This window comes from Streptomyces sp. NPDC056503, assembly GCF_042794995.1.
In the GTDB taxonomy this organism is placed as follows: Bacteria; Actinomycetota; Actinomycetes; order Streptomycetales; family Streptomycetaceae; genus Streptomyces.
Genome location: NZ_JBHTST010000065.1, coordinates 20648 through 41600 on the forward strand (window position 1 = coordinate 20648; position 20953 = coordinate 41600).

A 20953-nucleotide genomic window follows, 5' to 3' on the forward strand; every position below is an offset into this window, starting at 1 on the left:
CCATGTACGACCCCGCCGTGCCCGATCCCGCCGCGGCCGCCGCGAAGGCGACGGCGGAGATCCTGGAGAGCACCCTGGCCGCCACCGCTCCGGGCGTCGTCGTCGACTCGCCGCCCGGGGCCGGCAAGTCGACGCTCGTGGTGCGGGCGGCGCTCGAACTGGCCGCCGTGGGGCGCCCCTTGATGGTGGTCGCGCAGACCAACGCGCAGGTCGACGACCTGGTGCTGCGGCTCGCGGAGAAGGAGCCGGAGCTTGAGGTGGGCCGGCTCCACTCCAGCGACAGCGACCCGTACGACAAGGCGCTCGACGCGCTGGAACACGTACGGAAGTCGGCGAAGGCGGGGGACCTCGCCGGGCTGCCGGTGGTGATCTCGACGGCCGCCAAGTGGGCGCACGTGAAGAACGTGGAGCCGTGGGCGCACGCGATCGTGGACGAGGCGTACCAGATGCGTTCGGACGCGCTGCTCGCCGTGGCGGGGCTCTTCGAGCGGGCGCTGTTCGTGGGCGACCCGGGGCAGTTGGACCCGTTCTCGGTGGTCGGCGCCGACCAGTGGGCGGGGCTGTCGTACGACCCGTCGGCGTCGGCGGTGTCGACGCTGCTCGCCCACAACCCGGAGCTGCCGCAGCACCGGCTGCCGGTCTCCTGGCGGCTGCCGGCCTCGGCGGCGCCCCTGGTGTCGGACGCCTTCTACCCGTACACGCCGTTCCGTTCCGGCACCGGCCCCGGCGACCGCCGGCTCGCCTTCGGCGTCGCCTCCGACGGGTCCGCGGCCGACCGGGTCCTGGACGAGGCCGCCGAGTCCGGCTGGGGTCTGCTGGAGCTGCCCGCCCGGCACACCCCGCGCACCGACCCGGAGGCCGTGCACGCGGTCGCGCTGGTCGTCCGGCGCCTTCTGGACCGGGGCGGCGCGGCGGTCAGCGAGCGTTCCGACACGCCGGTGCCGCTGAGCGCGGAACGGGTCGCGGTGGGCACCGCCCACCGCGACCAGGCGGCGGCCGTCCGCGCGGCCCTGGCGGCGCTCGGCGTGTCGGGGGTGACGGTCGACACGGCCAACCGGCTCCAGGGCCGCGAGTACGACGTCACCGTCGTCCTGCACCCGCTGTCGGGCCGCCCGGACGCGACCGCCTTCCACCTGGAGACCGGCCGCCTCTGCGTCCTCGCCTCCCGCCACCGCCACGCCTGTGTGGTCGTCTGCCGCGCCGGCGTCACCGACCTCCTCGACGAACACCCGTCGACGGAACCGGTCCAGCTCGGCGTCACGGTGAAGTTCCCCGACGGGTGGGAGGCCAACCACGCGGTCCTGTCGCACCTGGCGGAGCACCGGGTGCGCTGGACGCCCTGAGGGCGGGGGCTGTTCGCGGCGGCGCGGAGGCCCCGCCGGCGGCCGGTCCGGTGCCGGTCGGCCGCCCGTGGGACCGGGACGGGTCACCCGTCCGTGGGACCGGGGCCGGCCGCGAGGGCGAGGAGTTCGTCGACCGACCACTGGTCGTAGACGTGCTCGCCGTACTTCGCGGCGGTGATCCGTCCGTCCGGGGCGATGAGGAAGTCCGCGGGGAGGCCGGTCCGGCCGCCGGGCTGGTCGGCGGCCGGCAGCCGGCCACGGCCCCGGAGCAGTTCCACGACGCCTCCGCAGACGCCCCGGACGATCCCCGGCCATCCCCGCGGGTCGAGCAGCGACCGGCGGTGCGCCTCGACGCCGAACGCCGTGTACAGCTCCTTGCGGGGGTCGGCGACGACGGCGAAGGGGAGGTGGGCGACGTGCTCGCGCAGCTCCTCGGCGGGCGAGTGGAAGAACACCACCTCCCGGATCCCGGCCCGCTCGATCTCCTCGTGGCGGCGGGCGACCGAGCGGAGGTGGAGGTTGCAGACGGGGCAGCCGGCGAAGCGCCGGAACTGCACGTGGACGACGCGGCCGGAGTCGGGCACGACCAGCGGGGGACCGACGACCGGGTCGAGCGTGCGGACGGGGACGGAGTCGCCCGCCCGGAGCCGGGCGCCGGTGCGGGCGCGGACCGGGACGGGGGCGGGTTCGGGTTCGGGGGCGGGGGTCGACGGGGGCGTGCGCATGGGTCACCTTCCGAGGGAAAGCCCGTAGGCGTACGGCGTACTCCTAAAGACTCGGACGCAGGTCGTACGCTGTCAAGCGCCATGCCACGACCCCGCTCCCTCACCCCCGAACGGCTCGCCGCCGCCGCGCTGGCCGTCGTCGACCGCGACGGACTCGCCGCCCTCTCCATGCGCACCGCGGCCAAGGAGCTCGGCATGAGCCCGATGGGGCTCTACCGGTACGTCTCCGACCGCGAGGAGCTGGAACGACTGGTCGTCGACCGGATCCTCGGGGAGCTCGACACGACCCCACCGCCCGGCGACGCGCCCTGGCGCGAACGGGTCGAGCTCATGGCCGGGCGGCTGCGCGAGGCCGTCGCCCGCCATCCGGAGGCCGTCCCGCTCACCCTCACCCACCGCCACCGCTCCCCCGGCGGACTGCGCTGGTCGGAGACCGTGCTCGGCATCCTCACCGAGGCCGGGATCGACGGCCCCCGGCGGGTGATCGCGCTGCGGGCGCTCCACGCGTACGTGACCGGGGCGATCCAGCTGGAGCACCGGGGTCCGCTGGCGGGCCCCGGCACGGAGGCGATCGCCGCGCTTCCCGGCGACAGGTTCCCGCTGCTGGCCGCGACCGCCCGGGACGCCGGCGGGGTCGCCCCCGACGACGAGTTCTCCGGCGGACTCCGGATGCTGCTGCGCGGCCTGCGGGACTGAGCCCGGCAGGCGGTCTTGCGGGGCGCGGGAGAATGGGGTGTGGTCCGGCATTCCGGACCGTGCGCGTGCGAGGAGGAGCGGAACGATGGCGGAACCCGCGGAGCTGAGCGGACGGCGGCGGCTGCGGCCGGCGCCCCTGGTCTTCGAACCTGCCGAGGCGACCGCCGACCCGGAGCACTTCTTCGACCTGGAGTCGATCGAGGACCCGAAGGAACTGCTGGCGCGGGCGACCGAGCTGACCCTGGCGTTCCGGGCGGCGACGGACCGGGCGGTCGAGTTCCAGGCCGTGGCCGCGGCGCAGCTCGCCGACCCGAAGCGGTTCGACCGGCTGACGGCGGCGGACGTGGCCGAGCGGGCCGCGTGGACCGAGGACTACGCCCGGAAGATGATCGAGTTCGGCCGGGATCTGATCCGCGCGGACGGGCGTCCGGCGGAGGAGTGACCCGCCGGCGCGGAACAGGCGTTCGGCATATGCGGGGCGCACGATACTCCCCCGGCCCCGGCCGCGTCCGCGTTTCCCGGAACTCTCGGCGTTCGTTTCGTCACCGGCGGTAGACCTGTCTCCATGACGACGACGACCTGGCTGCGTGACGAGACCACCCCGTACGACGTCTTCCGCTTCCTGCGGGCGGGTGACGAGGACCGTCACCAGACCGCCCGGGTGACCGCGGACGGCGCCGCCTGGCTGGCCTCGGCGGCCGGCGGGGAGCCCGGGGCGGCACTGGCGCGCTGGGAGGCCCGGCCGGAGTCGCCGGCGGTGCTGCCCTGCGGGACGGCCTTCGACGTGGTCGGCGTGGACCCGGTCTTCGGACGGCGGATGCTGGACCGGCTGTGGGAGGAGGGCCCGGGCTCGGGCCCGGTGGCCGCGCACCGGGGTCGGATGCTGCTCTTCGCCGCCCCCGGCACGGCCCAGCGGCTGCCCGCGCTGCTCGACTGGGAGGAGTGGGGGCAGGCCGTGCCGCGGCCGCTCTGCCACGGGGCGGGGGACGCGGTGACCGTGCCGCCGCTGGTGCCGGCCGGACAGGACTCCTCCGGGCCGCGGTGGCTGGTCGCCCCGGACACCCGGAGCCCGTGGCTGCCGGGGCCCGAGGTGATGCTCTGGGCCTGCGTGCGGGCCGCCCGGATGGTTTCCGCGGCCGACGTGCGGGTATCGATTTTCGCTCCCGCCGGTCAGGGTGCTAATGTCTACGACGTCAGCAGGCGCCGCTAGCTCAGTTGGTTAGAGCAGCTGACTCTTAATCAGCGGGTCCGGGGTTCGAGTCCCTGGCGGCGCACAGACACGGAAAGCCCCTCGCGCGAGCGGGGGGCTTTCCGCATGTCCGGCGCCTCGGAGCCCGGCTGGAGCCGGAAGAGACGGCCTGGACGCCGGGCGAAGCGACGGCCTAGACGCCGGGCGGGGTGATCTTCACGGTCCAGACGCCGGACTCGCTGCGGTCGGCGACCTCGACCCGGACACCGGTGCCGGGCACGGTGAGGGTCTCGCCGACCTCCATGGGGGCGTCCGCGAGCGGCGGGTAGACCGAGCGCTCCCAGCAGGCCTCGGTGCGCGGATGGGCGTCGACGACCTGGACCGGGCCGTCGCCGGAGGCCGCGCGGGCCCTGACCCGGTAGACGAGGACGCCCTCGGTGCAGGTGTCGGCGTCGTTGCCGGTGGCGGCGCGGGCCTCGATCGCGAGGACGCTGTCCGAGCCGGTGCGGACGACGGCGAGCCGGGTGGAGCGCGCACCGGGGGTCGCGGGGGCGGTGGAGACCGGCTCCAGGCCGACCACCCGCGGCTTGTCGCCCGTCACACAGGTCACCTGGGAGCGGTCGAGCCAGCCGAGCTTCCACTTGTGCCAGCCGAAGGGGTCGGGGGCGAGCCCGAACTGGCTGCCCATGACGTCCCAGTCGCCCACATGGGTGTCCCAGTCGCCCTTGCCGTCGGCCGGACGGCGGTAGAGGTCGGGCAGGTCGAAGACGTGGCCGGTCTCGTGGGCGAGGACGTTCCGGTCCGGCGGGTGCCGTTCGAAGACCGTGACGACCCGCCGGATCTCCGCGCCGTCGGCCTCCAGCGGGCGTTCCAGGTTGACCACCTTGGTGGCGTCGGAGTCGACTCCGGGCGCGTCCGGGTCGGCGACCAGATAGACGATGTCGTACCGGGAGAAGTCCACGGAGCCGTCGACCGCGGCGACCGCGTCCCGCAGGTAGGCGGCGCGCTTCCCGGCGTCCCAGTCACGCCGTATGTCGTACTCCGTGGACGGGCGGGGCATCCGCGTCCAGGTGGCGCGGGGGTGCGGGCGCAGGGTGAACCGCCCGTAGGAGGCGCGCCGGAAGAACTCGGCGGTGGCCGGGAAGTGGTCGGCGGTCAGCTCCTCCGGGGTGGTCAGCGGAGTGGCGTCCGGGAACGACAGGAAGATCATGACGGCGTCGAGCGAGCGGTCCGGGCGCGGATAGGAGCCGTTCCAGCTGTCGAGGCCGAGCGAGTGGTGGGCTGCGGTACGGGGCAGGGCGCAGGGGCCGGCCGAGGGCGAGGCCACGGCGGGCCCGGCGACCAGGCCGGTGGCCGCGAGCGCGGCGAGCGCGGTGAACGAGGCGGCTCCGGCGCGCAGCCGGGAGCGCTCCACTCCCCCGGGTGGCTGCTGACCCTCCACGTGGACCTCCGGTTCGCGAGTGCGGGACACCTCCCCCACCTTGTGATGGTTCGCGGTGTTTCGCATGTTTCCGCTGCCCCGGTCGGGTGAGAGGGCGGCGCCCGGTGGACGTGAGACGGTCGGACTTCAGCTCACGGAAAGTCACATTCGGTCATCCCGAAGACGCCGTGCGTCAGACCCGAGCGGAAACGGTCGAGGGGGAGGCGCCCGGTGGCCCGCCTCACACCGTCCGCGCCCCCGGCCACCCGCCCCGGAGCTGGAACGGCCCCCCGGGCTGGCTCTATGATCGGCAGACTTGTCCCAGGCCGACCATCCCGACCACATGTGAACGGCCCCCCTGCACCACGGGAGCGAGCGGTGAGCGGAACCCCCGAAGGACCGGTACACCCAGAACCGCCCGGCATCCCGCCGGCCCGCCCGGCACTCACGGAGCGTGAACTCCGCGACTACCGGGCCGCCTTCAGCGCCTCCCGGCTCGCCATGGCCCTCGTGGACCGGGACGGCCTGGTCATCGCCGCCAACGACTCGCTCGGCGCCCTCCTCGGCACCGACGGCGCCGCCCTGCGCGAGCAGGCCGCCGCCGACCTCGTGGACCTCGCCGCCGACGGCCGCACCTGGCACGCCTACCGCGAGGTGCTGCGCGGCCGGCGCTCCCGCTTCCGCTGCACCCGCCGGCTCAAGCACCCCGACGGGCGCAAGCTGTGGGCCGAGGTCACGGTCGCCCCGGTCCCCGACACCGGCCGGGTGCTGCTCTCCGTCGCGGACATCAGCGAACGGCGCGAGCTCCAGGCCCGGCTGCGCCACCTCCAGATGCACGACCCGGTGACCCGGCTGCCCAACCGGACGCTCTTCTTCGAGCGCCTCTCGGCCGCCCTGGAGACGGCGGCGGCGGAGAGCGCCGAGGCGGCCACCGGCGCGGCCGGACCGATCGAGCCGGCCGGCGCCCCGGACTCGTACCGGTCGCATCAGCCGTACCGGTCGTACCGATCACACAGCCATGGCAGAACAGGGCGGATCGGCCTCTGCTACCTGGATCTCGACGGTTTCAAGGCGGTCAACGACACGCTCGGGCACCGGGTCGGCGACCGGCTGCTCGCCGCCGTCGCCGGGCGGCTCACCGAGTGCGCCGACAGCGCCGGCTACACCCGCAGCGGCGGTCATCTCGTGGCCCGGCTCGGCGGCGACGAGTTCGCCGTCCTCGTCGAGGAGTCGACCGGTACGGAGCAACTCGCCGACCTGGCCCGCTCGGTGCTCTCCGCCCTGGAGCGGCCCTTCGACCTCGGCGGGCAGCGGCTCTCGGTCTCGGCCTCGATCGGCGTCGTCGAGCGCGCCGCCTTCGGCACCACCGCCACCGGGCTGATGCAGGCCGCCGACACCACGCTGTACTGGGCGAAGGCCGACGGCAAGGCCCGGTGGACGCTCTTCGACCCGGAGCGCAACGCGCACCGGATGACCCGGCAGGCGCTCTCCTCCACCCTCCGCCCGGCGGTGGAGCGCGGGGAGTTCGCCCTGGAGTACCAGCCGCTGGTCGACCTGGCCGGCGGGGCGGTGCGCGGGGTGGAGGCGCTGGTGCGGTGGAACCACCCGCAGTTCGGGGTGCTGCCGCCGAATCGGTTCGTCGCGATCGCCGAGGAGGACGGCTCGATCGTGGAGCTCGGGCGGTGGGTGCTGCGCACCGCCTGCGAGCAGGCACGACAGTGGCAGAAGGACCATCCGCGCGAGCGCCCGCTCTTCGTCTCGGTCAACGTGGCGGTCCGTCAGGTATGGGACTCCGACCTGGTGGCGGACGTGGCGGGGATCCTCGCCGAGACCGGGCTCGCCCCGCACCTGCTCCAGCTGGAGCTGACCGAGTCCGCGGTGATGGGTTCGGCGGGCCGCCCGCTCCAGGCCCTCCAGGCGCTCAGCGACATGGGCGTGCGGATCGCGATCGACGACTTCGGCACCGGCTATTCGAACCTGGCCTATCTGAGCCGGCTGCCGGTCTCCGTCCTCAAGCTGGACGGCTCCTTCGTGCGCGGTTTCCAGGACGAGGAGCACGCCAACCCGGCGGACGAGCTGATCGTGGAGGCCCTGGTGCAGCTCGCCCACCGGCTGGGGCTCACGGTGACCGCCGAGTGCGTGGAGACCGCCGGGCAGGCGGCGCGGCTGCGGCGGATCGGCTGCGACACCGGGCAGGGCTGGCTCTACTCGCGGCCGGTGGCCCCGGAGTGCATCGCCGCGATGCTGGAGGGCACGGCGCCGCTGCGGGTCTGAGCCCCGGCGGGTGGTACACGGGCATGGAACTGCCCCCGGCCGGAGGGACATTCCGGGCGGGGGCAGCGGTTCATGCGGGGTGAGGCGAGGTGGGGCTTCAGCAGGCGCCGAGGTCCTGCCAGACGCCCCACTCACCGGTGGTGCCGGGGGCCTCGTTCTGGGTCCACCACTTGGCCTTGTACTTGCGGCCGTTGTGGGAGACCTCGTTGCCCGCGTTGTAGACCGTGCCGGCGACGTAGGCCGGGGCCGAGCCGCAGCCGGCCGGGGGCTCCGTGGTCGGAGGCGTGGTCGGCGGGGTGGTCGGAGGCGTGGTCGGCGGGGTGGTGGGCGGCGTGGTGGGCGGCGTGGTCGGCGGGACGGTGGTGCCGCCGAGCGCGGTGTTGATCTGGGTCAGCAGGGTGGCGTTGTTGTCCAGGCCGAGGAGCGAGTACATCATCGCGCCGGCCAGCCCGCGCTGCTTGCCGTAGGCCACCCGGGCCTCGATGGACTTCTGGTTGAGACCGGTGAAGAACTCGCCGTCCTTGTAGAAGTACGAGGACTTGGCCTGGTCGTCCCAGAAGGTGGTCGACGCGTTGTCGACGATGCCGCCGAGCTCCTTGTAGTGCGCGATGCCGGCCTGCTGGGAGAGCGGGCGGACGTTGGAGCCGCCGGTGGCGGGCTGCGCGAGGCCGTTGGCGGCGCCGGCGGGCACGCCCTTCCAGCCGCGGTAGTAGAACTCGTAGCCCAGGGTCAGCTTGTTGGCGGGGAAGCCGCCCGTGATGCCGTAGGTCGGGTTGCCGTCGATCCAGGAGTCGATGGCGGCGTCGATCGAGTACTTCTCCTGGCCCGGCGCGATCACGTCGGTCGGGTCGTTGGAGCCGGAGTAGAGCGGGGACTGGTGGTACGTCGGCCCGTCGCCGTCCCAGGCGCCGTGCATGTCGTACGTCATGATGTTCGCGTAGTCGAGGTACGCGCCGATCTTGTCCGTCTCGATGTACTTGATCTTGTCCTGGCCGGCCGGGAGGGCCGCGGTCAGCAGGTACTTCTTGCCGCCGTTGGCCGCGCCGTACTCGTCGAGCTGCTTGCGGAACTCGGCGAGGAGCAGGGTGAAGTTCTGCTTGTCCTCGGGGGCGTAGTGGTTGCCCAGGTGGCCGCCGGAGGAACCGGGGTACTCCCAGTCGATGTCGATGCCGTCGAAGATGCCGGCCGCGGTGCCGGGGCCGCCGAAGCCGCCCTCGACCGGGAGGTTGCCCTTGATGTACTGGTCGATGCAGGAGGAGACGAGCTTCTTGCGGCTCGCGTCCGTCTTGGCCGCGTCGCTGAAGTACTTGGAGTAGGTCCAGCCGCCGAGCGAGATGTTGATCTTCAGGTGGGGGTACTTCGCCTTCAGTTCCTTGAACTGGTTGAAGACGCCCACGATCGGCTGGTCCCACTTGTCGGCGACGCCGTCGACGGAGTCGGCCGCGGAGAAGGACTTCTGGTAGTCGGCGTAGGAGTCGCCGGCGCCGTCGCCCGCGTTCGGGTTGTTGTCGTCACCCGCGGCCTTGTTGGCCTCGAAACACGTGAGGTTCGTCGGGTGGATGTTGCCGAACGAGTAGTTGACGACGTCGAGCTGGCTCGCGATGCCCCGCGTGTCGAGGTGCTTGGGGTAGAACGCGTTGCCGTACACGCTCCACTGGTCGTAGTACGCGATGCGCACACCGCCGGCGGAGGCGGTGGTCGAGGCGTCGGCGGCCTGGGCGGATCCGAGGCCCGCGGTGGCGGCGAGGGCGCCGGCCGCGAGGGCCGAGCTGAGCAGCGCGGCGATCAATGACTTACGGGGGTGCACGAGCGTCCTCCGATGGGGGGGTACTGGTGGTGCCGTACAGGAGTTGGAGAAGTGATAACCCCCGTGTAAACGGCGCGTCAATGGTCTGAACCAGATTGAGGACTAGACCAATTCGAGGGCGAAAGCCCTCGTCAGAGGCGTGCAGCACAAAAAGAAACCGCTCGCCACCATGCGTGACGAGCGGTTTAAGGTTTCTTTAGGGAAGCCGGCGAGGTGGTTCGACGATGAACCAACCCCTCACCGGAATCCGGGATTCAGCCGGCCGGGGCGTCGAGCTCGGGCAAGCCGTAGGCGTCCGCGATCAGTTCGTAGCTCCGCAGCCGCGCCGCCCCGCCGTGCACGTTGGCCGTCAGCATCAGCTCGTCGGCGCCGGTCCGCTTCTGGAGCTCGTCGAGCCCCGCGCGGACCGCGTCCGGGGTGCCGTACACGACGTTCGCCAGCCAGCCGTCGGTGAACTCCCGCTCCATCGGGCCGAATCCGTACGCCTCCGCCTCCTCCGGCGTCGGGATCAGCCCCGCCCGGCCGGTGCGCAGCCGCAGCATCGACAGCGCGCCGGTGAGCACCTGGCGGTGCGCCTCCCGCTCCTCGTCCGCGGCGAGGGCGCCGACGCCGATCAGGGTGTAGGGCGCGTCGAGCACCGCGGAGGGGCGGAAGGACTGCCGGTAGAGGTCGAGCGCCGGGATCGTGTTGCGGGCCGAGAAGTGGTGGGCGAAGGCGAAGGGCAGTCCGAGCAGCCCGGCGAGCCGGGCGCTGAAGCCGGAGGAGCCGAGCAGCCAGACCGGCGGCCGGCCCCCGGGCCCCTGCACGGGACCGGGCACGGCGTGGATCCGGGCGTACGGATGCCCGTCGGGGAAGTCGTCGTCGAGGAAGCGGGTCAGCTCGGAGAGCCGCTCGGGGAAGTCGTCGGCCCCCTCGTCGAGCGTGTCGGTGCGGCGCAGGGCGGCGGCGGTGGCGCCGTCGGTGCCGGGGGCGCGGCCGAGTCCGAGGTCGATCCGGCCCGGGGCGAGCGCCTCCAGGGTGCCGAACTGCTCGGCGATGACCAGCGGGGCGTGGTTGGGGAGCATCACGCCGCCGGAGCCGAGACGGATGCGGCTGGTGTGGGCGGCGAGGTGGGCGAGGATCACGGCCGGGGAGGAGGAGGCGACCCCGGGCATCGAGTGGTGCTCGGCCACCCAGTGCCGGTGGTAGCCGCGCCGCTCGGCGAGCCGGCTCAGCTCCGCGCTGGTGGCGAGCGAGCGGCTCGCGGTGGATCCGCTGCCCACGGTCACCAGGTCGAGGACGGAGAGGGGTACGGGGGCGGAGCCCAGGGCCTGCCCGCGTATGACGTCCCTCGTGGGTTCGTCCGCCGTGTCCGCGTCTGCCTGGGTGCCGGTCTCGCTCACCGTCCGGTCCTTCCTCCGTGGGGTATGTCCAACGGAACGGCAACAGGGGTGCGGTGGCGGTTATTCCATGACGCCCCATTACGGGATGAGAGAGACAATTCGGGTGGCGAGGGTCACATTCCGGCCACCGGAGGATCGGCGTCCGGCTCCGCTTCCCCGCAGGGAATCTTCGCGCCACGACCGCCCGAACGCCTGCGCGAGCAGGGGTCCGCACCCTTCTGACCTCACCCTCTCCCGTTCACTCATGCCCATGTCATATGCCAGGGTGGCGCGCCCCTGCACAGGCCGGGGATCCTCCGCATGATTCTCGCCAACAGCCGCCCCGCAAACGGCCCTTGGCGGCTATCGTGGTACGGAAGCTTGCGGTCACAACCTGGTAGGGGGAAACCGTGGCGCTGAAGCCCGAGCCCACCGCGCCGTTCCACTCGGTGCAATACGCCCTGCGCGTCCTCGAGACGGTCTCGCGGCACGGCGGTGGGGTGTCGGACGTCCAGATCGCCCGGGAGGCCGGACTGCCCGTCCACCACCTCTCGTCACTGCTCCTCATGCTCCGGCGCGAGGGGTACGTCGAACAGGTCTCCGACGGCGCGTACGTCATCGGGGACTCGCTGGTCCTCCTCGGCTCGGGCTCGACCCGCCGGGAGGCCCTGGAGGCCAAGCTCCAGGAGACCCTCACCGAGCTGCGCGACTCCGTCGGGGCCGCCGTCTACATCAGCCGGTACATCGACGGCGAGGTGAAGATCACCCAGTTCGCCGACGGCCCGCGCACGCCCAAGGTCAACGAGTGGGTGGACTTCCGCTCCGCGGCCCACGCCAGCGCCGTCGGCAAGTGCCTGCTCACCCAGCTCGACCTCAACGGCCGGCGCGACCACCTCTCCCGGCACAAGATCGCCCGGCTGACCTCGCGGACGATCACCAACGAGAAGGTGCTCTTCTCCAAGCTGGACAGCCAGCCGCCGACCGTCCCGGTCCTCGACCTCCAGGAGTACGCGGTCGGCACGGTCTGCGCCGCGGTGCCGCTGACGGCCGGCTCCTCCGTGGGCTGCCTGGCGCTCTCGCTCCCCATCGAGCACGCGCACCGGCTGCGCTCGGCCGCCGACACGCTGAACCGGCGGGCGGCTCCGGTGGTGCTCTCGCTGGCGATCTGAGCCGCGGAAAGCGGAGTCCCGGCGGGGCGGTCACGAGCACCCGTCGGGACCAGGTAGTATTTTCTCTGTCAGCACGCGCCGCTAGCTCAGTTGGTTAGAGCAGCTGACTCTTAATCAGCGGGTCCGGGGTTCGAGTCCCTGGCGGCGCACAGACGGGAAGAGGCCCCTCGCGGAAGCGGGGGGCCTCTTCTGTCGTGCCCGCGGGTCACGCCTGGAGATAGGCGAGGACGGCGAGGACCCGCCGGTGGGTGTCCTCGGCCGGCGGCAGGCCGAGCTTGGCGAGGATGTTGCCGATGTGCTTGCCGACCGCGGCCTCGGTGACGACGAGCCGACGGGCCACCTCGCCGTTGGAGTGCCCCTCCGCGACCAGCGCCAGGACCTCCCGCTCGCGCGGGGTCAGCGCCGCGAGGGGGTCCCGCCGCCGGCGCAGCAGCTGCCGCACGACCTCCGGGTCGACGACCGTGCCGCCGGCGGCGACCCGGGCCAGGGCGTCCACGAACTCCTCCACCTGCCCCACCCGGTCCTTGAGCAGATAGCCGACGCCGGTGCCGTCGCCCGAGTCGAGGAGGTCGGCGGCGTAGTCCCGCTGCACGTACTGGCTGAGGACGAGGACCGGAAGCCCGGGGCGGTCGGCGCGCAGGGCGACCGCCGCCCGCAGCCCCTCGTCCTGGAAGCCCGGCGGCATCCGCACGTCGGTGAGCACCACGTCCGGGTCGTGGGCGGCGACCGCCGCCCGCAGCGCCTCCGCGTCCCCGACCGCGGCCACGACCTCGTGGCCGAAACGGGCCAGGAGACCGATCAGTCCCTCGCGGAGGAGGACACCGTCCTCGGCGAGGACGACGCGGAGCGAACGCGGCACGGGATCTCCACTCGTAGGACCGTCGGCCCGCCCGGCGGGCTGGTGATCGTCAGTGTGCCATCGAGGACGGCGAGCCGGTCGGCGAGGCCGGTGAGCCCGGAGCCGCGGGCCGGATCGGCGCCGCCGCGCCCGTCGTCCTCGACGGTGAGGACGAGGACACGGCCGTCGTGCCGGCCGGCGAGCCGGGCGCGGGAGGCACCGCTGTGCCGGTCGACGTTGGCGAGCGCCTCCCGGCCGGTGAAGTACGCGGCGCTCTCGACGGCGGCGGACAGCCGGGGCAGACCGCCGAGGTCGGTGTCGACGGGGACGGCCGTACGGTCGGCGGCGTCGGCGAGCGCCGGTCCGAGCCCGTAGTCGGCGAGGACCTGCGGATGGATGCCGTGGATCAGTTCGCGCAGCTCGGTGAGCACCTGACCTGCCTCCTCCTGCGCCCGCGCCAGCCGCTCGGCCAGCGGACCGCCCGCCGGGGCGTCCAGCCGCGCGAGTCCCAGGGTCATCGTGAGCGCGACCAGCCGGTGCTGGGCCCCGTCGTGCAGATCGCGCTCGATCCGGCGCCGCTCGGCCTCGAAGGCGTCCACGAGCCGGGCCCGGGAGGCGATGACCTCGCCGAGCCCGTCCGCCGCGCCGGTGTCCCGGGGCGCGAGCAGGGCCCGGGCGAGCGCGCCGCGCCCGGCCGCGTACAGCCCGAGGGGGTAGGAGAGCCCGACGAGGAGGAGCGCGCCGAGCACGGCGGCGGCGAGGGCCGGGGGGTACGAGGTCACCAGGACCGCCTTGAGGACCTTGGTCTCGTGTCCGTCGGCGGCGAGCAGGAACGGCGTGGCGAGCAGGACGCCGGGCACGCCGAGGGCGACGGCGAGCGCGAGGGCGTCGAGCGGCCACAGGACGGTGGCGAGGAGGAGCCCGTACGCGAACTCCCGCCAGGTCGCCGGCTCCCCCGCCCGCACCCGCGCCCAGGCCCCGAGCCCGGGGGCGCCCGGCACCCGGTGCGGGTCGGGGGCGGGTCGCCGGTCCACCAGCCGCAGCCGCAGCCGCTCGGGGCCGCCGAGCGCGACCCCGCCGAGGAGCAGCAGCGGGATGCCGACCAGCAGGAGGGAGGCGAGCAGCAGCACGAGCAGCGCGGCGCAGGCCAGCGCGCCGGCGGCGGTGCCGCTCGCCAGATAGGCGGCGGCCCGCCAGGGCCAGGCGCCGAAGGGGTACCGCCGGGGCCGGAGGACGAGGGCCTGGCGGAGGTCACGGGCTTCCATGACCGCCCACCGTAGGCGGGCGCGCCGGGGGCGGGCCATGGGGCGGGAGGGTGGGTCGGAGGTGGGGCCGGACCTACCCCGGGCCGGGCTCGGCGGCGTCCTTCGCGGAACACCCGGAGTGGGTTCCGGCGGGGGTTCGGCCGGGGCGCTCGGGGGGCCGCTTGGGGGCGGGGGTCACGCCGGTTCGCGGCCGTGGCGGGCGTACTCCGCGAGGAGGGCGGCGGTCGCGGGTCCGGTGAGGGGTTCGTACGGGGCGGTCGGCGCCGGACGCCACCAGACGGGGTCGTCGCAGAGGAAGGACGCGCGGCGCAGGGCGACGCGGTGGATCTTGTTGGTGGCGGTGAGGGGGAGTTCGCGGGTGACGCGGACGAAGCGCGGGGGCATCTTCGTGCCGAGGTCGGGCTGGGCGGCGAGGAAGGCGGCGAAGGCCGTCGGGTCGAAGGCGATGCCGGGGCGCAGGGCCAGCGCGGCCATGACCTGGTCGCCGGCCACCGGGTCGGGGACGGCGTAGACGGCGACGCCCGCGGCCCGGTCCCAGCGGGCGAGGATGGCCTCGATCATGGCGGCGGCGAGGTTCTCGCTGTCGACGCGGAGGCGGTCGTCGGTGCGGCCGGCGAAGTAGAGGAAGCCGGCTTCGTCGCGGTGGAAGAGGTCGCCGGTCCAGTACCAGCCGCCGCGGCGGCGGGCGGACTCGGCGGCGGGGTTGCGCCAGTAGCCCTCGAAGGTGCCGGTGCCGCCGCGGTTGACGAGTTCGCCGATGGCCTCGTCGGCGTTGAGGAGCCGGCCGGTGGGCGAGAAGCGGGCCGGTGGGCACTCGCGCAGGGTCTCGGGGTCGACGACGGCCAGGTCGTCGCCGGGCGCGGCGCGGCCGAGGGCGCCGGGCGGGGTGTCGGGGGTGCGCTGGACCGACGCGCCGCCCTCGGAGGAGCCGTACCCCTCGATCAGCGGCACCCCGAAGCGTTCGCGGAACCGGGCCGCGTCGACCGCGCCGGCCTCGGTGCCGAAGCCGAGGCGGAGCCGGTGGTCGCGGTCGTGGGGACCGGGCGGGGTGGCGAGGAGGTACTGGACGGCCCGGCCGACGTAGGTGAAGTAGGTGGCGTCGTAGCGCCGGACGTCCGGCAGGAAGCGGGAGGCGGAGAAGCGGGCCCGCAGGGCGACCCCGGCGCCGGCGGCGAGGGCGGGGGCCCAGTCGGCGATGACGGCGTTGCCGTGGAACATCGGCATGCAGACGTAGTGGGTGTCGTCCGGGCCGACGGAGAAGGCGCGGGCGAGCGAGGCGCCGGCGGACGCGACCGCGCCCTGGCTGCGGAGCGCCGCCTTGGGGGCGCCGGTGGAGCCGGAGGTGAAGGTGAGGAGGTAGCGGGTGCCGGGGCCGACGGGGCCGAGGACGGCGTCGCCGGGGCGGGCGCCGTCGTAGGGCGCGAGGAGCTCCCGGTACGCCTCGGTGTCGGTGACCAGGACGCGGACGCCGGGCAGCGGCAGGCCGTCGAGGAGCGGCAGGTGGGCGCGCTGGGTGACGAGGACCCGGCAGGCGGTGTGGGTGATGTCCCGGGCCAGCTCGGCGCCGCGGCGGGTGGGGTTGAGACCGGCGACGGCGGCCCCCGCGAGGGCCGCCGCGCCGAGCCAGAGCGGGTACTCCGGCGTGTTGTCGAGCAGGAGGCCGAGGTGCGGCTCGCTCCCCGGCCGGGGTGGCATCAGCTCCACGAGCAGGGCGGCCCGGGCGGCGGCGCCGGCGGCGGCCCGGTGGTGGCTGAGGGTGTGCTGCTCGTCCCTCAGCCCGGTCCGGTGGTCGCCCCAGCGGCGCCGTATCAGCTCCGCGACGGTGTCCGCGCCTGCCCGTGTCCTGGCCGTCATGGCCCGGACTGTAACTGACGGTACGTCAGAACTGAACGTCCGAGCAGGCGTAGAAGGCGTTCGCGGTGTCCGCGACCGTCCACACCGCCAGGATCAGGTGCTTGCCCGTCTTGCCCGCCGGGATGGTCCCGGAGTGCGAGAGGGTCGCCGGCGGCTGCTGGCTGTTGTACGGGACGGTCAGGAACGGCTGGGGGTCGAGCTGGGCCCGGGTGAGCTTGCTGCTCGGGTTCCAGCCGTTCTTGGTGATGTAGTAGCGGAAGTCCGTGGTGCGGTGGCGGGCCGTGAACTGCCAGCGGAAGGTGTAGCTCTGACCCGCCGTGACCTTGGTCGCCGGCCAGGTGCCGCCGCGCGGGTCGTCCAGCTGGGCGAACTGGGAGTTGCCGCCGGCGCAGATGGTGCCGTCGGCGGGCCCGGCGCCCGGGAAGCCCTTGAGCCCCTCGACGGACTGCGGCTCCCACTGGATGTTGCCGCAGTTGGTCACCGTGCCGTTGGCACAGAGCTTCTGGCGGCTGATCGGGGAGTCGGTGTAGCCGTGGCTGCTCGCGGTGCTGGTGGCGAAGAGGGAGGCGGCCGTGACGCCGAGTGCCACGGCGGCCAGCCCTGTCTTTTTGCGCATGCTGTCGCTCCAGGGAGAACGTGGGGGAGTTCCGTGATGCCCGTGGGCCGTGCTGCACGCGTGCGGAAGGGACTGTTCTAGGTCTAGACCAAGTACCAAGGTAGGGACGGAAGTTGAACATGTCCATACCAACGGCGAGGGCGGCCGGGAGACCCCGACCGCCCTCGTGACCAGAAGCCGGAACCGATCTCAGGCGCCCTCGCCCGGCCCCCCACGGCCCGTGTAGAACGCCACCGTCAGGTCCTTCACCAGCGCCTTGCGCTCGTAGTCGTCCAGCTCGACCAGACCACGACTGGTCAGCCGGTGGACCACGTCGTCCACCGCGTCCACCACCGACGTCAGGACGCTGTCCCGGTGCTTCGCGTCGATCGCCGCGATCCGGCGGCGGCGCATCGCCTCCGCCACCTCGGGGGCGTACTCGATCCTCGTCGGCTGCGCCGAGAAGACGTCCAGGCCGACCGGGGCGCACTCCGCCGACAGCATCCGGGTCAGCGCCTCGCCGACCGCCTCCGCGTCCCGCAGCGTCGGCGCGTCCTCGTGGAAGGCGTCGGCCGGCAGCTGCGACAGCACCCGGGCCATCGCCGCCTCGACCTGCTCCCGCAGGTAGTCCTCGTGGTCGTCGACGCCGAGCGCCGCGCGGACGGTGTCGCGGACCCGCCACACCACGAGCACCGTCACGTCGAGCGCCGTCCCCTTCGCGTCCACCGCCGGCAGCGGCTCGCTGCGCCAGTGACGCAACCGGACGTCCACCCGGCGGCGCAGCAGCAGCGGACTCGCCCACACCAGGCCCGTACGCCGGACCGTGCCGCGGTACTCGCCGAACAGCGTCAGCACCCAGGCGTACCCGACCCTGCCCCGGCCGAGCCCGCCCACCGCGAAGAGCACCGCCAGCACACCGAGGGCCAACAGGGCCCACTGGGCGAGGTGGACGCCGTGGTACGGGCGCGGGGGAAGGCGCAGCATCCGCGCGACCCCGTCGGGCACGACACCCGTCCACCACACGACGGCCGCGCACCCCACGAGCGCGAGCAGCCCGCCGGCCACGCCGACCCAACCCGGGAGGACCGCGGCCGACCGCTCCACCAGCGCCGGATCGGCCGTCGGCGCGGGCCGCGCGGAGTCGGCACGGACCGGCTTGGTGACGGGCCTCGGAATGACGGTCCTCGGCTTCCGCCCGCCGGGCGGCGCCATGGCGACGGTGTCGGGCCCGCCGTCGTCCCCGCGGGCGGCGACGGCGTCGCCCCCGGGCCCGCCGCCGGGCCCGCCGCCGTCGCGGAACAGCAGGTGCACCGGGATCGACCCGGTCGTCTCCGCCCCGATGAGGTTCTTCCGGCGCGGCAGCCGACCCACCCCCGCGACCGGCATCGCGACCGACGCCACCCGCATCCCCGTGATCCGCCCGAAGTCGAGCAACTCCCGCTCCTCCTTGAACACACCGACCCCCTGGACCGTCCGCACCGCCTGAGCCCCTTGGACTCCCTGGACCGCCTGGGCTCCCTGGGCCGCCTGGGCCGCCTGGGCTCCTTGAGCTCCCTGGACTGTCCGGGCCGCCTGAGCTCCCTGAGCTCCCGGCAGGTCGGAGCTGCCGGGCGTCGCTCCCCCGGTCACCCCCGCCGCGCGCCTCGTGCCGGACGGCCGGGCGGCGGAGACGGAGCCGACGGGGGTACGGGTGGGGTCACCGGCCGTACGGGCCCGGGCCCCGGTGGCCGGGCCCGCCACTCCTTCCGCCGGAGCGGCGGTGGCCCGGGCGGCGGAGCCGTCCAGGGCCGGGGCCGGACCCGCCGTCGGGCGCGCCTCCCCCGGCGTACGGGCCGCCTCCGCCGAGCCGGCCGGGACACCGGCCGTGGCCGACGTCCGGCCGACCGGCGCCGGTGTCGGTGTCGGTGTCGGTGTCGGTGTCGGTGTCGGTGTCGGTGTGAGCGTCGGCTTCGGCGTCGGGGCGTCCGTCCGAACCGGCCCCGTCGGGGCGCCTGCCGAGCCCGCCGGGAGGTCCGGCGGGTGGACGGCAGACGTCGCGGCCGTCCCGGCCGGGGCCTGCCCCGGGCCCGCCGGGACAGCGGCCGGGACCGGCGTGGCTCCTGCCTCGCGCGGCGCCGCCCCGGCGGGAGCTTGCGTACGGGCCGGGTCGGCCGGAGCGGGGGCCGCTACGGACTCCGCCCGCGCCTCGCCCGGCGCGCGGACGGCAGGCCCGGCAACGACAGGCGCCGAAGCCGGAGCCGAAGTCGAAGCCGAAGTCGGCGCGGGAGCCGGAGCCGAAGTCGGGGCTTGAGTAGGCGCCGGAGTCGAGTCCGTCGGGAGACCGGGCGCGGCCGGTACGGGGTGCGGTCCGCCCGGCGCGCCGGTGGCGGACGGGACCGCGCCGGGCGAAGCGTCGGCGGTCGTCCGCGCCGCACCGGGCGAGGCGTCGGCGGGCCGGGCCGGGTCCGGGTCCTCGGCGGCGGCCTGGGCCGGAGGGGGCGCGGAGTCGGCGGCCGTGAGCGGGCCGTCGGAGGCCGCGACCGGAGCGGGGTCGCCGGGTGTCGGAGGCGGAGGCGGGGGCGGTGGGGTGTCGGCGGGTGTGGGGGGCGGGGCCTCGGTGGTCGGTGGGGTCTCGTGGGGCGGCGGGGTGGGGGGTCTGCGGGGGAGGGTGCCGTCGGTGAGGCGGCGGGCGGTTCTCGCGGCGTCGCGTGAGGCCGCGGCGCCGGAGTCGTTGGGGGGTGCTGCCGTCATTCGGGGTCCACCTCATGCTCTCGGGGTCATCGGAACAATCGCCGCCAGGTCTCCGGGCCGGGGTGACCGTCGGCCGCTGCGCCGCGCCAGCCCTGTGCCCGCTGGAACGCCTCGACGTTGCGGCGGTCCGCCTCCGTCCAGCGCGGACCGGGTCCCGACAGGTAGTGCTTGCCGAAGCCCCGCTTCACCAGTTGTTTGCCCAGCTTCTCCACATATGCGTTGGATTGGCCCGGACGGAAGTAGCCACGCCCGGGGAACCTCGTCGCATCTGCGCTCGAACCGCCCGAACCACTCGAACCGCCGATGTCCCTGCCCTGCCCCGAGACGAGGAGCGCCCACGTGTGCGGGCCCGGCAGCCCGTCCGCCTCCCTGCCCTTCCAGCCCTGCGCGAGCTGGAACGCCCGGGTCGCCCGCCGGTCCGCCTCGCCCCACTTCGGGCCGGGGCCCGTGGCGTAGAAGCCCTTGGCGCCGCGGTCGACCAGCATCCGGCCGAGCCGTGTCACGTGCGCGTTGTCCGCGCCGGGGCCGAACTTCGAACCGCCCGGGTACGCCGCCGCGCCCGCCGGCGGCGCCGTCGTTCCGCCGCCCGCGCCCGTGCCGCCGCTGACCAGGCCCTTGTAGCGGTAGGCGACGTACCGGGCGGAGTTCTCCCAGTACGCCATCGGCGTGGCCTGCTTCCGGGTGCGCGGCTTGGTCTGCTCGTACGCGATGTAGGACGTGTGGGTGTAGTCCGTCCAGCCGCCGAAGATCGTCACGTGCGAGCCGCGGGTCGGGTTGGCCGGATTGTGGAAGAGCAGGATGTCGCCGGGCTGGAGCTCGGTCCGGTCGATGCGGACGGCGAAGCGGTCGAGGCTGCCCGTCCACTCGTTGCTGCGCAGGTTCCAGGCCATGGAGATGTAGCCGGAGCAGTCCTGGCGGTACCCGTCCGACCAGTACTTCTCCATCGAGTACGGCACCTGGGCCGTGACCCACTTCTTGGCCCGGTTGACGATCTCCGTGCGGGTCGTCTTCCGCAGCGTCTCCGTCGAGATCTGACTGGTCGTCGGGACCGCGCCGGGAGTCGGCGCGCCGTCGGCCGGCGCGGCCGGCGGGCCGTGCAGCGGGGCGCGCCCGCCCTGCGGGGTGTCGGAGCCCAGGGCCGCGTCCGCCGGGACCGCCGGGGTCGCGGGGGTCCCGGGCGCCAGGGCCGTCGCGGCGGTGCTCGCCCCTCCCCCGCCCAGTACCGCGCCCGCCGCCGTCACCAGGACCAGGGCCCGGCGGGCGCCGTGCGCCGCCGGGTGGCCGCCCGCGCGGACCGGCAGGCCCAGCGCGAGGTCGCGGCGGTGCCGGGCGCAGCCCGGGCAGCCGCAGTCGGGCGCGGGTTCGAATTCCTCGAAGACCGGCACGCTCATGCGATTCCCCTCCACACTCGTCAAGATCTTCTGGGCCTCGTTTCGGGCGCCAGTTTCTCAACTGTCTGGACAAAACGCATTTTGACGGATCAAAGGCCTCATAAGACCATCCGACAGGCCGGAGACGGTCACCGTTGGTCAGGAGCACCCCTAGAGGTCGGGTAGAGTTATCTCTGTCAGCAGGCGCCGCTAGCTCAGTTGGTTAGAGCAGCTGACTCTTAATCAGCGGGTCCGGGGTTCGAGTCCCTGGCGGCGCACCGACAGAGAAGGCCCCAACCGAAAACGAGTGGGCATCA

At 74.2% G+C, this 20953-nt stretch carries 16 protein-coding genes and 3 tRNA genes; 9 read left to right on the forward strand and 10 right to left on the reverse strand.

What is annotated here, in order from left to right:
- The first annotated feature begins 2 nt into the window (after window positions 1–2).
- Window positions 3–1343 carry an AAA domain-containing protein gene (locus ACFQ8C_RS20445; protein WP_383459370.1) on the forward strand — a complete coding sequence of 447 codons (1341 nt, stop codon included), beginning with the start codon at window positions 3–5 and terminating at the stop codon, window positions 1341–1343.
- Window positions 1344–1426: 83 nt separating this feature from the next.
- On the opposite strand, the gene ACFQ8C_RS20450 is transcribed toward ACFQ8C_RS20445, so the two are convergent.
- On the reverse strand, window positions 1427–2068 hold the full coding sequence (locus ACFQ8C_RS20450) for a peroxiredoxin-like family protein (RefSeq protein ID WP_383459333.1): 642 nt from the start codon (window positions 2066–2068) through the stop codon (window positions 1427–1429).
- Between the two features lie 81 nt (window positions 2069–2149).
- On the opposite strand from ACFQ8C_RS20450, the gene ACFQ8C_RS20455 reads away from it, so the two are divergent.
- The 4 genes from ACFQ8C_RS20455 to ACFQ8C_RS20470 all read left to right on the forward strand — a co-directional run bounded on the left by ACFQ8C_RS20455 (window position 2150) and on the right by ACFQ8C_RS20470 (window position 4038).
- Complete coding sequence (locus tag ACFQ8C_RS20455; protein WP_383459336.1) at window positions 2150–2764, forward strand: TetR/AcrR family transcriptional regulator C-terminal domain-containing protein; 615 nt, start codon at window positions 2150–2152, stop codon at window positions 2762–2764.
- A gap of 85 nt (window positions 2765–2849) precedes the next feature.
- Window positions 2850–3206, forward strand: coding sequence for a hypothetical protein (locus ACFQ8C_RS20460; RefSeq protein ID WP_383459338.1), 357 nt, complete (start codon window positions 2850–2852; stop codon window positions 3204–3206).
- Window positions 3207–3329: 123 nt separating this feature from the next.
- Window positions 3330–3974: a hypothetical protein gene (locus tag ACFQ8C_RS20465; protein WP_383459341.1), complete on the forward strand. Its 645-nt coding sequence runs from the start codon at window positions 3330–3332 to the stop codon at window positions 3972–3974.
- A tRNA-Lys gene (locus ACFQ8C_RS20470) sits at window positions 3965–4038 on the forward strand. The genes ACFQ8C_RS20465 and ACFQ8C_RS20470 overlap by 10 nt, the downstream gene beginning before the upstream one ends.
- A gap of 108 nt (window positions 4039–4146) precedes the next feature.
- On the opposite strand, the gene ACFQ8C_RS20475 is transcribed toward ACFQ8C_RS20470, so the two are convergent.
- Window positions 4147–5367, reverse strand: a complete 1221-nt coding sequence (locus ACFQ8C_RS20475) for a M6 family metalloprotease domain-containing protein (protein ID WP_383459373.1) — start codon at window positions 5365–5367, stop codon at window positions 4147–4149.
- A 384-nt stretch (window positions 5368–5751) separates the two neighbouring features.
- Between ACFQ8C_RS20475 and ACFQ8C_RS20480 the strand changes: the two genes are divergently transcribed.
- On the forward strand, window positions 5752–7647 hold the full coding sequence (locus tag ACFQ8C_RS20480) for a putative bifunctional diguanylate cyclase/phosphodiesterase (protein WP_383459344.1): 1896 nt from the start codon (window positions 5752–5754) through the stop codon (window positions 7645–7647).
- A gap of 97 nt (window positions 7648–7744) precedes the next feature.
- Here ACFQ8C_RS20480 and ACFQ8C_RS20485 read toward each other — a convergent pair whose 3' ends face one another.
- Window positions 7745–9454, reverse strand: a complete 1710-nt coding sequence (locus ACFQ8C_RS20485) for a glycosyl hydrolase family 18 protein (protein WP_383459346.1) — start codon at window positions 9452–9454, stop codon at window positions 7745–7747.
- A gap of 254 nt (window positions 9455–9708) precedes the next feature.
- Entirely contained in the window at window positions 9709–10836 is a 1128-nt protein-coding gene (locus tag ACFQ8C_RS20490; protein WP_383459349.1) for an LLM class flavin-dependent oxidoreductase, read from the reverse strand.
- A gap of 389 nt (window positions 10837–11225) precedes the next feature.
- Here ACFQ8C_RS20490 and ACFQ8C_RS20495 point away from each other — a divergent pair, with 389 nt between their 5' ends.
- Entirely contained in the window at window positions 11226–11984 is a 759-nt protein-coding gene (locus ACFQ8C_RS20495; RefSeq protein ID WP_383459352.1) for an IclR family transcriptional regulator, read from the forward strand.
- Window positions 11985–12059: 75 nt separating this feature from the next.
- A tRNA-Lys gene (locus ACFQ8C_RS20500) sits at window positions 12060–12133 on the forward strand.
- 56 nt (window positions 12134–12189) lie between these two features.
- Here the strand turns inward: ACFQ8C_RS20500 and ACFQ8C_RS20505 are convergent.
- The 6 genes from ACFQ8C_RS20505 to ACFQ8C_RS20530 all read right to left on the reverse strand — a co-directional run bounded on the left by ACFQ8C_RS20505 (window position 12190) and on the right by ACFQ8C_RS20530 (window position 20657).
- The gene (locus ACFQ8C_RS20505; RefSeq protein ID WP_383459354.1) at window positions 12190–12843 is read right to left on the reverse strand and encodes a response regulator; all 654 of its coding nucleotides are present in this window, start codon (window positions 12841–12843) and stop codon (window positions 12190–12192) included.
- Complete coding sequence (locus tag ACFQ8C_RS20510) at window positions 12783–14087, reverse strand: sensor histidine kinase (protein ID WP_383459357.1); 1305 nt, start codon at window positions 14085–14087, stop codon at window positions 12783–12785. The genes ACFQ8C_RS20505 and ACFQ8C_RS20510 overlap by 61 nt, the downstream gene beginning before the upstream one ends.
- Window positions 14088–14261: 174 nt before the next feature.
- A complete protein-coding gene (locus ACFQ8C_RS20515; RefSeq protein WP_383459360.1) occupies window positions 14262–15941 on the reverse strand; it encodes an AMP-binding protein in 1680 nt (559 codons plus the stop codon).
- 25 nt (window positions 15942–15966) lie between these two features.
- Window positions 15967–16557: a lytic polysaccharide monooxygenase gene (locus tag ACFQ8C_RS20520; RefSeq protein WP_383459362.1), complete on the reverse strand. Its 591-nt coding sequence runs from the start codon at window positions 16555–16557 to the stop codon at window positions 15967–15969.
- Between the two features lie 189 nt (window positions 16558–16746).
- Window positions 16747–18015, reverse strand: coding sequence for an SPFH domain-containing protein (locus ACFQ8C_RS20525; protein WP_383459365.1), 1269 nt, complete (start codon window positions 18013–18015; stop codon window positions 16747–16749).
- A gap of 1277 nt (window positions 18016–19292) precedes the next feature.
- Window positions 19293–20657: a peptidoglycan-binding protein gene (locus ACFQ8C_RS20530; RefSeq protein WP_383459368.1), complete on the reverse strand. Its 1365-nt coding sequence runs from the start codon at window positions 20655–20657 to the stop codon at window positions 19293–19295.
- A gap of 183 nt (window positions 20658–20840) precedes the next feature.
- On the opposite strand from ACFQ8C_RS20530, the gene ACFQ8C_RS20535 reads away from it, so the two are divergent.
- Window positions 20841–20914, forward strand: a tRNA-Lys gene (locus tag ACFQ8C_RS20535).
- The last annotated feature ends 39 nt before the right edge of the window (window positions 20915–20953 follow it).

Coding starts and splice junctions, on each gene's coding strand:
- ACFQ8C_RS20515 (WP_383459360.1), bottom strand. CDS start 15,941: ATGACGGCCAGGACACGGGCAGGCGCGGACACCGTCGCGGAGCTGATA.
- ACFQ8C_RS20445 (WP_383459370.1), top strand. CDS start 3: ATGTACGACCCCGCCGTGCCCGATCCCGCCGCGGCCGCCGCGAAGGCG.
- ACFQ8C_RS20450 (WP_383459333.1), bottom strand. CDS start 2,068: ATGCGCACGCCCCCGTCGACCCCCGCCCCCGAACCCGAACCCGCCCCC.
- ACFQ8C_RS20520 (WP_383459362.1), bottom strand. CDS start 16,557: ATGCGCAAAAAGACAGGGCTGGCCGCCGTGGCACTCGGCGTCACGGCC.
- ACFQ8C_RS20460 (WP_383459338.1), top strand. CDS start 2,850: ATGGCGGAACCCGCGGAGCTGAGCGGACGGCGGCGGCTGCGGCCGGCG.
- ACFQ8C_RS20530 (WP_383459368.1), bottom strand. CDS start 20,657: ATGAGCGTGCCGGTCTTCGAGGAATTCGAACCCGCGCCCGACTGCGGC.
- ACFQ8C_RS20510 (WP_383459357.1), bottom strand. CDS start 14,087: ATGGAAGCCCGTGACCTCCGCCAGGCCCTCGTCCTCCGGCCCCGGCGG.
- ACFQ8C_RS20455 (WP_383459336.1), top strand. CDS start 2,150: ATGCCACGACCCCGCTCCCTCACCCCCGAACGGCTCGCCGCCGCCGCG.
- ACFQ8C_RS20465 (WP_383459341.1), top strand. CDS start 3,330: ATGACGACGACGACCTGGCTGCGTGACGAGACCACCCCGTACGACGTC.